Here is a 10,831-nt window from a genome sequence, read left to right as displayed (position 1 = left end):
AACCCGCATCATCAGCTTGGAAGGCTGAGGTAATAGCCATTATACGATGCACGCACATCGTCTTAACGAGTTTGATAATGCCACATCTAACTGAAAACGAAACCTTTTTCTTTCATTTTTATTCTAAGTGCTCGCATAACCACCACTCCGCTAGTTTTTCCATCATGTTCGGCGTTTTCAGAGTGAATAAAATGTGACTAAAATCTCGTAAAAGGAAGGTGAGAAATAATAGTAAATGTCATGCTGCTTTTTGCGATAAATCTACATTAATTTATAAACCTGTTTTAATGGTGCTTGGCAGTCATAAATCTCATGAAAATTAAGGAATTTGGAGTGTTAACATAAACCTGGTTTTTATTCGTGTTTTGGATTTCGTTAATAACAATCTGAATGCATAAATTTAACTTATTAATTTGTCAAAATATTCAGTAAACTAATCCCAAATGACTAGAGTTATAGGCACTTATAAGCCTTTGCAGAAAAAAGTAACGAGTTCAGTTGATAATTCACGCAAAAGTCTCGTCATTCCGTCTATCGTTTGGTACATTTGCCGCACATTTTGTCTCCCCTAAAATTCCCATGCCTTCTCAGTTCCGAATTAACAAAATTGTTGAAATTGGTGACACTCTTCACCGCAGTGGTTGTGCTCCTTACAAGCTAGAGAAATACACTCAATTCTATGCAAAAAAGCATGGTGTGGATGTGATGATCCAAGCAACGCCAACTGCGATTAACTATCAATTTCCAGACGATAACAACGCCGTTATTCTTAAGCGTCTAAAGCCTGCGTCAATTAACCTGAGTTTGTTGGCCAATACGATCATTCGTATTAACCAGCCAAGCAGTGAGCCTGTACCAGAACCTGTCGGTTACTCAAAATTTGTGACTGCACTTGCCAATATGGGTATTCCGCCTGCTTATTTGATGCTGGTGGGCAGTACGTTGGAAGCGGTGGGCTTTTCTGCGTTATTGGGTTTGATGGTGTGGGTATGTCAGCAAGTTCTTCATTCACGTCGTGCTATCGCGGTTGAGTTCATCTCGGCACTGCTAACCGGTATCTTCGTGGCGTTTCTGGCGAGCACAGGGTTGCCGATTCCGGTGTGGGCGTTGTGTATCGCCTCGATTGTCTTGTTTGTCCCCGGGTTATCCATAGCTAACGCATTAGAATGTTTGGCGTTTAATGACTTGGTTTCTGGTACCAGCTTGCTAGGGCAGAGCGCCTTAACCCTGATTAAGCTGTTTGTCGGGATTATCATGGGGCTCAACATCGGTGAAGCGATATGGGGACAAGCGGTCTCCATCGACTATACCAACGCGGTACCGATGTGGATGCACATATCTGGCTTGGTGCTGATCTCTGTGTCTATCGGTGTGATGTTCAATGCTCGCCCTAAAGACATCTTACTTGGTTTGCCAGTTGCCGTTCTCGGTATGTGGGGCCCATTCTATCTAGGTTTTGATAGTGGTTGGGTTGTCGGCACTTGGGTGACGACGGTTCTTATTACTTTGTACGGAACTTGGATTGCCAAGAAGATGGAGCTCACGGGTTCTATTTATATCGTGCAAGGGATCATCATCTTGGTTCCGGGTAGCCGAGTATTAGTGAGTGCCAGCCAGTCGGTGTTTGAACAATCGATTTTGCCTATCCCGAGTATTGGTTTATCGGCGTTATTCATGTTCTCGGCAATCGTGGCAGGGCAAATTACCGCTTACTCGATTTACTCACCAAAAGTCGAACGTTAAGCCGTTCCGCTTTTCAAACCTTTAAACAAACACAGCTTAGCGGCTGTGTTTGTTCGTTTTAGGTGCTGCTCTTTTTTGAAGACAATTAGCTCTCCGTAAAACTTGTTAGATTTATGCTCGCTAAGCCTGACAAGAGCCATTAAAATGGAACAAATTCTATTTAAATTAAGTATTAACGTATGTCTCTACCTCCTTGCCCGCAATGCCAATCTGAATATGTTTACCCAGACCAAAACAACCTAATCTGCCCTGAGTGCGCCTACGAATGGAACCCAGAAGAAGAGCGTTTAGAAAGAGAAGCCGCGCGTGTTAAGGACGTGAATGGCGTTGTATTGGAAAGTGGCGATAAAGTTACCTTCATTAAAGATCTAAAAATTAAAGGCAGTTCTAGCGTACTGAAAATCGGCACTAAAGCCGTGATTCGACGCATCAACGAAGGCAAAGATCACCAGCTAGATTGCAAGTTGGATGGTGGCGGTGAAATGTTGGTTACGGCGAAGTACGTTAAGAAGCAATAGTCGATAATCGGTCAAAATTGCGAGTTGTTACTGAACTAAATAGCGTAAAACCGGCGGAGAATTAACATCATATGGACATGGTTAAAGCTGCTCTTTCGCATTCAACTGCCTTTCATCACTATGTGAACGCCTGTGTTGAAGATGGGTTAGATATTTACACGGGCATTTCTGATGGCAGTGATGCCTATTTAGAAAGACGAATTGCTTATTCAAAAGGTGGGGGTTTGCCAGAAGGGTGGACGCCTGCTTCTACTTATTTTTGTTTCGAGTCTGGACGTATTCTTGGAGTGATAAGAGTTCGTCATGGCACCAGTCCGTACATTCACGATGTCATCGGACATATCGGCTACGAGACTTTGCCACAAGCGAGAGGGCGGGGTATCGCAAGTCATATGTTGTCTTGGGTTCAACGGTACGTATTGTCCGAAAGCGCTATTATTACGTGTGAGAGGGGCAATATAGCTTCGCAAAAGGTCATTGAGAAGTGCGGTGGACAATTCCTGAGTACCTTTTATTCAGAGCAAGATAAACACGAAGTCTTACGTTACCAACTAGAACCAAAATGAACATTTAAGCGTGGCATCTTTTGGTTTGATCGGGGTTACTATGTCCCGGTTTAAACGAAAATGAAGCCATAGCCAATTATTGTTGGAGGTATTTTGAAGTATTCAACAAGACCTGCTCAGTCATCAGATTATGAATTTCTGTTCGAGCTTAAGAAGGCCGCTGAGTTTGAACCAATCAAGGCCGTATTTGGCTGGGATGAACAAATTCAACGAGATATACACGCCGAAGAGTGGGCAGAAGAACGCCCTGAAATCATTGAATATCAAGGTAAAGCGATTGGTAGTGTGTTGTTGCAAGACAAAGGCGAGCACTTCTATTTTTGCCGATTCTTTCTACTGCCTGAATATCATGGCAAAGGTATTGGCAGCCAAGTTTTAACGGATTGCTTAGCTCAAGCAGCCAAACTCAATAAGCCTGTGGAGTTGTGTTATTTACAAGGTAATCGAGTTGGGGAGTTGTATCTCCGATTTGGTTTTGAAATCACCTCGCAAAACGATCAGTTTGTGTATATGTGGCGCAAGTAGATATACATTTAAAATGATCACACCGTGTCTGTAACTTGATAGGCACCTGACACCCATCTAACGTAAAACCTTGTAAAGCTCCCTATGCTTGATGACTAAGCGATTACACTTAGAAAAGATCGAGCGTAAGGGAGTGTGCAATGAATTATTACCCGACTTCAAAAATCGTGGGTGAACAAAGGTTTGGCTTTGGGCCAAAACTAGGTCAAACAACCTATTATTCTCCTGTAGAACAGTTGGATAAAAAGCCATTCGTTCACCAAGCTATACAAGACTTACCGAGTACTGAATCTACTCTGATTAAAGTAGGAGAGAATCGTGTACAACGAATGAAGGCCAAGGGTGACGAACAACAGATGCAAGCCACGAAGAAAGAAGCGCAGTCTTTTCTTCGAACGCAGTATCGACAACAAGCTCAAGCTCGCCACCTACAAAGTGTTGAAACTCCTTATGGTTTTCAAGAGCGCATCATTCAGTTTTGGAGCAATCACTTCGCCATCTCGGTCGATAATCGAAAACTGATGCCCTTGGCCGCCAGCATTGAAAACGATGTGGTTCGCCAGCATTGGAATGGTAACTTTGGCGAGATGCTGATGGCTTCTTCTAAACATCCTGCGATGCTTCTGTATCTCGACAATCAACTCTCGATTGGTCCCAATTCAAAAGTCGGAATGCGCCGTAATAAGGGGCTCAATGAGAACCTCGCTCGTGAGATCTTAGAACTCCACACTCTTGGCGTTGACGGTTCTTACACTCAGCAAGACGTCATTGCCTTAGCAAAAGCGATTTCAGGCTGGGGCATTAAATTCAAATCTCCTGATGCTGGGTTTCGATTTGCTAATAACCTGCATGAGCCAGGAAGTATCACACTGCTTGGAAAGGCTTATTCTCAATCCGGCGTCTCGCAAGGAGAGTCGTGTTTAAAAACCTTAGCGACCCACAAAGACACTGCTGCGTACTTGGTTGGTAAGCTGTGCCAGCATTTCATTGGCGACATACCTAAAGAACTCTCAGAGCAAATGGTTGCTGAATATCTGAGAGGCGAGGGGAATTTACTGCCTGTTTATCGCTTGTTATTGAACAGTGCTGAGGCGAGTAAACCTAACCCTAATCGTTTTAGACCGCCGAAGGAGTGGCTGTTTGCCGTTCTTCGTAGTGCCGATATTTCTTTAAACGAGAAACAGGCATTCAATGCACTCAACAATTTAGGGCAGCCTCCTTTTAAACCGGGTTCACCTGCAGGCTGGTCGGATCAAGACAGAGACTACAATAGCCCTTCGGCGTTGACTCAACGTATGCAAGTTGCGAATAGGCTTGCGTCTGCTGCAATAAAATCGGCTAAAGCGTCAGGAGTTAAGCCGAAAGCGGTAGTGGATAAAGTGATCGCGGGTTTATATGGCGATGCTATTGATGAACACACCCAAATTGTATTGAACAAAGCCGACAGCGCTGCAATGCAACTTTCACTGTTGTGGCTAAGTCCGCAGTTTCAATATCGTTAGGAGTGGGTATGAAAAAGTCAGATTGTTCTCAGAATAAAGCGCCACATAGTATTAACCGCCGCCAGTTCATGGGTATTGCGGCGGCTGTTGGCGTCAGTGCGATGCTGCCATTTCCAAGCTTTGCCAAAACAGGTTCAGACAATATCTTCATTTGGGTATCACTGCGTGGCGCGATGGATGGTTTAAATGTTGTAGTGCCGCATGCCGATCCGGATTACTCTAATTTGAGACCCAACATCGGATTAAAACCTGAACAGCTAGTGAAGTTGGATGATTTCTTTGGGCTTCATCCATCTCTAAAGCAGTGCCATCAATGGTATGAGAGTAACGAACTCAGCTTTGTACACGCTTGTTCAACCGCTTATCGTGAGCGTTCACATTTTGATGGACAGAAGATATTAGAGAATGGTACTTCCGACCCGTTTAACACCGTAGGGTGGATTAACCGTTTACTCACGTTGAGCTCAGAAAAATACGATGGAATTGCGATTGATTCGGGCTTACCACTCATCATGCAGGGCGAATCGACCGTGGCAAGTTGGTACCCAAACCGCTTAAAAACACGCGATAAACAAACGGAATTGCTGGAAGAGTTGTTTCAAAGTGACCAAATGCTGTCTTCAAACTTTGAAAGTGTCATGAAGATAGATCAACTGGTGGGAGACCAAGGTGTCGGCAAACAGTTTAAATCATTGATGGGTAAAACAGGCGACATATTATCGGCTGATAACGGACCAAACATCGCAGCGTTAGAATTGGGTGGATGGGACACTCACGCCAATCAAGGCAACGTAAATGGACGGTTGAGTAATCAACTTAAAACTTTGGATGGTGGGTTAGCGGCTCTCAAGGCTTCACTAGGTGATCGTTGGCAGAAGACAGTGATCATTGCAGCCAGTGAATTTGGTCGAACAGCAAAAGAAAACGGCACCAAAGGCACCGACCACGGCACTGGCAACGTCATGTTTGTTGCGGGTGGTGCGCTGCCATCATTGAAAGGAGTGGGGGGTAAGGTTATTGCCAATTGGCCGGGCTTGAGCCAAAGCCAGCTATATGAGGGCCGAGACCTTAATCCAACGACTGATATGCGCTCGGTTATCAAGGGCGTGCTCTACCAACATTTATCGGTAGAAGTGAAACAACTCAACATTATCTTCCCTGATAGTGCCGATATTAGACCGATGAATCTTGTTTAGAGATTTACCAAGACCCTGTTAGATGCGATTCAGTCGTTTGAATCGCATTCTATTTCTGACTCGCTTGTTTACGATTTAATTGCCAACAGTGCTCCGAACGTCACTAAGCCAAATCCACACGCTTGATTAAGCCTTTTCTTTGCTCTCAATAGATGCTTTTGCAATGTACTCGAAGTAAACAGCATAGCGACAATCCCAAACCACAAGCCGTGAAGAAAAATCATATAAAGCCCATAGCCGAGTGCGACATGCTGGTTTTCTGCATCAGGTGAGATGACTTGGCTGAAGATGCTCAAAAAGAACAACATGGTTTTTGGGTTGAGCACGTTACATAAAAAGCCTTGGGCTAAATAGCGCCAAACACTGGTGCTTTGCTTTGTATCTTCGATAGGTGCAAGCTTGTTGTCTGCACTCAAGATACCTTTTAGTCCTAGATAAATAAGGTAGGCTGCACCTGCGTATCTAATCATGTCAAACAGCTGCTCATTCTGTGAGATTAAGTAACTGATCCCAAGCATTGAATAACTGATGTGAACACAAATCGCTAAACTCACACCGATTGCAGTCCAAATCCCTGCTTGTCTTCCTTGATTGACACTGTTTTTCAAAACTAAAACGAAATCAGCGCCTGGACTAATAACAATCAATAGTCCCAATACTGCTAGGCTTAACCACTCCATAATGACTCCAACTCTTTATATTTGATGAGCGAGCATTGTATGGTTTTTTATTGCTGCCTATAATCGAAATGAATTCCATCTATCTGTGAGAAAAAATCACACATGAGACATTTGAAAGCATTTCATATTTTCCACGTAGCAGCGCATTCGAGCAGTTACAGTGATGCGGCGGATAAACTCAATATCACACATGGCGCAGTGAGTAAGCAGATCAAGGTATTGGAAAATCACTTATCCCAAGTTTTGTTCTACAAACAGGGCAGGAATGTGTGTCTCACCAAAGAAGGGGAATTACTCAAAGGTTACACAGAGCAAGCGTTCCAAGCCTTGGAGACTGGAGTCCATAAGCTTAATCAGCTGAATCATCAAGCGTTGGAAGTTTCATGCGAACCCACATTGACCATGCGTTGGTTAATGCCTCGACTCGGTGATTTCTATAACGAATCCGGAATTGATGTTCGATTGTCGACTGCTGGTGGGCCTGTGAACTTGAATGCGACAGGGCTCGATATGGCGATTCGCCGAGATGACTTTAAATTAACCGAGCGTTACGAACAGATACCGCTAGTTGAAGAGTGGGTAGGCCCTGTGTGTTCCCCGGGTTATTGGCAGCAGGTAAAAGATAACTTAGATGATGTGAAATTACTGCACAGCAGTACACGGCCAGATGCTTGGAGTCATTGGGGTGCTATCACTATAGATAAAGTTAATGGTGGAGAGTGGTCAAAAGCTCGAGCGAACCAAACATTTGCACACTTCTACTTTTGCTTTCAGGCGGCTGTCGATGGGTTAGGCATAGCGCTTGGGTCTTATCCACTTGTCGCCGACGATCTTGAAAGAGGTAACTTGATCGCGCCGTTTGGCTTCGTACCTTCTGGTCACCAGTACATATTGCTCACGCAAGATAGCAACCATGAAGAGCCAGAAAGCCCGTTTGTTGTTTGGCTGAAGAATGAGTTATCGCAGTGTGTTCCAACTTTATAGGAACGACATCCGACCTAGAAGTGTGCTTGTCTTATGTCAGGCTCTAGTTCGTTGTTGTGGAAATCACTCAATAGGCAAAGACAGCACACCGCCATTGAGTTCGACTTGTTTTAGCCATTCGGTTGGAATGCCTCCATCTTCCTCGTAGAAACACGCCGCTAATACCGCGCCAATTACAATTGCACGCCCGCAGCTATCGCCCCCACATAAAATGTTGTCGCGGATACCTTGTTTAAAGCTTTGAGCGCCAGCAATGATGCGAATCAGCAGCGGGAACGCGGCACTCAATTCGCAATGCAACCCGAACTTCTTCGCGGCATCTGTAATCGAAATCTCAGGATCAGCCAGTGCTTCGTCGATTTGATCGTGTATGAACTTGCTACAAGTTTGTCGCACCATTTCTACCGATTGCAGTGGAGAGTTGCCTTGAATTGCCGCTTGAACCAATAAGGTGATGGCTTGTGCCCATTCCACGGCTTTGTCGTTGTTGTTGGTCACTCGTACCGCACTCTCTACCATTGCTGGTAAGGTGTGAGAAGTATAAGTACATGCGATTAATGGAATGATCTTTGAGACTGTGGGGAGCTGTGTATCATCCGCACCACAGGCAGTAATCGGGGCGTTTGCCAATTCTAATTGATGGATGTTCAACAAGCTCATACGAGTCGCTTTATCAATATAGCCTCGCCAACTACCACCAAAATCAAACCAGAATCGGAAGTGCTTGATGTAGCTCGCTTCATCGTACTGTTGGTTGTCGACTAAACTGTCGACCATCGCCAATAGCTGAGCACCATACTGTGATTGTTCACCTGCGGTTTTTCCTTGGTGAGCAAAGTAGCCCTTGTCTTGATAATCGAACTGATTCGGTGAGCGAAATTCTGGCTCAAAACCTGCTACGTGTAAGATCCTCTCTTGGTCATATAGCCAGTGCAGCCCCATTGAAGCAGCGTCTCCAACTAATGCGCCGACAACGGCGTAAAAAGCTCTTTCTTTATGATTGTCCATGTTGAGCGATGTCCTTGAGATGAATCAACGTAGTTCGATACGTTAAGTATAGTGATTAGCCGAGCATTTTGCTGTGTTTCTAAGAAGAAATATGAAGAAATAAATCCTGACTGATCAATAACTTAAACCAATAAGGTAAAATGGGTAAGGGTGATGAATAGCTGGGCGAGTCGGTACTTCTTATTAATGACGTTACTGATGGTTAAGGTAAGCACTAGAACGTTGCTCAATCACTTTGAACAGACGCGAAAGCACAAAGCATAAAGCAAAATATACGAAGCCTACAATCAGCCAGATCTCGAAGATCAAACCTGACGAGTTTGCCATTTCAGTACCAACGAAAGTCATCTCTTGGATAGAAATCAGAGACACAATCGACGTGTCTTTAACCAAAGAGATTGCTTGGCCAGCCAATGGCGGTGTGATGGCCGTTAATACTTGCGGGCCAACCACAAATCGATACTTAGACAACGCCGATAAGCCGAGTGAATCGGCCGCTTCCCATTGCCCTTTAGGAATACTTTCTAAGCCAGCTCGAATCACTTCTGCGATGTAAGCCGAAGAGAGCAAACCAATACAGATAACACCAGACGCCAAGTTTTCCCAAAGGTTAGCAGGACCAAACAGAAAGGCTTGAACAGCGTTAATCTCGCCGTTGTGTTCACGTAAGATACTTTCTAAACCAAGTAATGGAATCAGTTGGTTAGAAACGAAGAAATAGAATATGAAGACAAAAACCAGTGGTGGAATATTTCGAACCAGTTGGATAAAAATCAGTGCAGGCGTACGAAAGAAAGCAATTTTAGAGTGCCTAGCAACGCCAAGTAATGTGCCAAAAGAGAGTGCTAACACCATACTCCAAACACTCAAGCGCAGTGTCGCGATCAAGCCTTGGAAAAAGTAAGGAATATTGCCTTGAGAAGGCGGAATGAAAATCAGGGTAAACGCATCTTCCCAGCGCCACTGGTAGTTAATACCAACAGCGGAACGATAATAAAGCCAGCCTGCAAACACACAAATAACGGCGAGTAACACGCCATCTAAAAGAGTAAGGCGTTGATACCAAGGCTTCATATGAACGTTGGGCTTAGGTGTTGTTAATGCGCTAGTACTACTCACGTCATTCCTGTTTAAACATTAATTATTATTGGGTTGTTGCTTGGATTTAAAACGAATCAAATAAAGCTACTTAAAAAGGCTACTTAAATCGTCGATGAGAAGGCAGTGCAAACAGTGCACTGCCTTGATTCAGATTCGACAGATTAGCTCATATTAAAAAGTGAGCTCAACTTCAGATTACTGACCTTGAGCAATCTGATCTTGCCAATCCAGAGTAGAGAACCAGTATTCGTAACGCTCTTTCAACCAACCGTCTTCAGTACGTGCTTTGATCCATTCGTTGAAGAATTCTGCCTTGTCAGTTTCACCTAGGCGAACTGCAAATGCTTCATTACCTTTGGATAGACGCTCTTCGAATGGAATAAATAGCGTGTCTGCGTTTTTAATCGCTTCGTGTTCTGGTTTCGGGCTAGACGCGATAACCGCGTGTGCGTTGCCGTTTAGTACTTCTTGGAATGCTTGAGCATCGTCATCGAACTGTAGAACTTTCGCTTTAGGGAAGGTTTCACGAGCCACTTGAACTGTGAACGCACCACGACGAGCAGCAATTTTCACGCGGCGAGAATCAAAATCAGAGATTTGAGTAAAACCTTCCGCTAGCTCTTTATTAGCCGCCAGTTGAACACCAGAGTGAGAGTATGGTTCAGTGAACAGCACGCTTTTAGCTCGCGCTTCAGTAATAGACATACCGCCGATGATCACATCAAACTTCTTCGATAATAGAGAAGGGATAATGCCGTCCCATGCCGTAGGTACAAATTCGACTTTCCAACCTGAATCTTCGGCAAGGCGTTTTGCCACATCGATTTCAAAGCCAACAAGATCGCCTTGTTTGTTACGCATCGCCCAAGGAACAAATGTCGACATACCAACGCGTAGAGAGCCACGTTCGTTTATTTTGTCTAGGTTAGGCGTTTCAGAAGCAAGTGCAGGCAAACTTACGGCAAGCGCAAGTAGGGCTGTAATTGCGGTTTTAAATAGCTTCATGCT

At 44.4% G+C, this 10,831-nt stretch carries 11 protein-coding genes; 7 read left to right on the top strand and 4 right to left on the bottom strand.

Going from position 1 to position 10,831, the window contains the following annotated elements:
• Window positions 1-579 precede the first annotated feature (579 nt).
• The 6 genes from AB6D58_RS10970 to AB6D58_RS10945 all read left to right on the top strand — a co-directional run bounded on the left by AB6D58_RS10970 (window position 580) and on the right by AB6D58_RS10945 (window position 6,050).
• The gene (locus AB6D58_RS10970) at window positions 580-1,743 is read left to right on the top strand and encodes a threonine/serine exporter family protein (RefSeq protein WP_004731486.1); all 1,164 of its coding nucleotides are present in this window, start codon (window positions 580-582) and stop codon (window positions 1,741-1,743) included.
• 179 nt (window positions 1,744-1,922) lie between these two features.
• Complete coding sequence (locus AB6D58_RS10965) at window positions 1,923-2,261, top strand: zinc ribbon domain-containing protein YjdM (RefSeq protein ID WP_004731484.1); 339 nt, start codon at window positions 1,923-1,925, stop codon at window positions 2,259-2,261.
• A gap of 71 nt (window positions 2,262-2,332) precedes the next feature.
• Complete coding sequence (locus tag AB6D58_RS10960) at window positions 2,333-2,827, top strand: GNAT family N-acetyltransferase (RefSeq protein WP_017081498.1); 495 nt, start codon at window positions 2,333-2,335, stop codon at window positions 2,825-2,827.
• 93 nt (window positions 2,828-2,920) lie between these two features.
• Window positions 2,921-3,352: a GNAT family N-acetyltransferase gene (locus AB6D58_RS10955; protein ID WP_108100600.1), complete on the top strand. Its 432-nt coding sequence runs from the start codon at window positions 2,921-2,923 to the stop codon at window positions 3,350-3,352.
• A gap of 140 nt (window positions 3,353-3,492) precedes the next feature.
• Window positions 3,493-4,854 carry a DUF1800 family protein gene (locus AB6D58_RS10950; protein WP_372157272.1) on the top strand — a complete coding sequence of 454 codons (1,362 nt, stop codon included), beginning with the start codon at window positions 3,493-3,495 and terminating at the stop codon, window positions 4,852-4,854.
• An 8-nt stretch (window positions 4,855-4,862) separates the two neighbouring features.
• Window positions 4,863-6,050, top strand: a complete 1,188-nt coding sequence (locus AB6D58_RS10945; RefSeq protein ID WP_372150361.1) for a DUF1501 domain-containing protein — start codon at window positions 4,863-4,865, stop codon at window positions 6,048-6,050.
• 68 nt (window positions 6,051-6,118) lie between these two features.
• Here AB6D58_RS10945 and AB6D58_RS10940 read toward each other — a convergent pair whose 3' ends face one another.
• Window positions 6,119-6,730 carry a LysE family translocator gene (locus AB6D58_RS10940; protein WP_171733047.1) on the bottom strand — a complete coding sequence of 204 codons (612 nt, stop codon included), beginning with the start codon at window positions 6,728-6,730 and terminating at the stop codon, window positions 6,119-6,121.
• A 102-nt stretch (window positions 6,731-6,832) separates the two neighbouring features.
• On the opposite strand from AB6D58_RS10940, the gene AB6D58_RS10935 reads away from it, so the two are divergent.
• Complete coding sequence (locus AB6D58_RS10935) at window positions 6,833-7,714, top strand: LysR family transcriptional regulator (RefSeq protein ID WP_372157270.1); 882 nt, start codon at window positions 6,833-6,835, stop codon at window positions 7,712-7,714.
• Between the two features lie 63 nt (window positions 7,715-7,777).
• On the opposite strand, the gene AB6D58_RS10930 is transcribed toward AB6D58_RS10935, so the two are convergent.
• The 3 genes from AB6D58_RS10930 to AB6D58_RS10920 form a co-directional block, all read right to left on the bottom strand.
• A complete protein-coding gene (locus AB6D58_RS10930) occupies window positions 7,778-8,722 on the bottom strand; it encodes an ADP-ribosylglycohydrolase family protein (protein ID WP_372157268.1) in 945 nt (314 codons plus the stop codon).
• A gap of 192 nt (window positions 8,723-8,914) precedes the next feature.
• Entirely contained in the window at window positions 8,915-9,841 is a 927-nt protein-coding gene (locus tag AB6D58_RS10925) for an amino acid ABC transporter permease (protein ID WP_372157266.1), read from the bottom strand.
• 177 nt (window positions 9,842-10,018) lie between these two features.
• Complete coding sequence (locus AB6D58_RS10920; RefSeq protein ID WP_017093706.1) at window positions 10,019-10,828, bottom strand: transporter substrate-binding domain-containing protein; 810 nt, start codon at window positions 10,826-10,828, stop codon at window positions 10,019-10,021.
• Window positions 10,829-10,831 lie beyond the last annotated feature (3 nt).

Source organism: Vibrio sp. 10N.239.312.D08 (assembly GCF_041466145.1).
GTDB classification, from domain to species: Bacteria; Pseudomonadota; Gammaproteobacteria; order Enterobacterales; family Vibrionaceae; genus Vibrio; species Vibrio crassostreae_C.
This window is presented reverse-complemented; position numbering and strand designations above follow the sequence as displayed.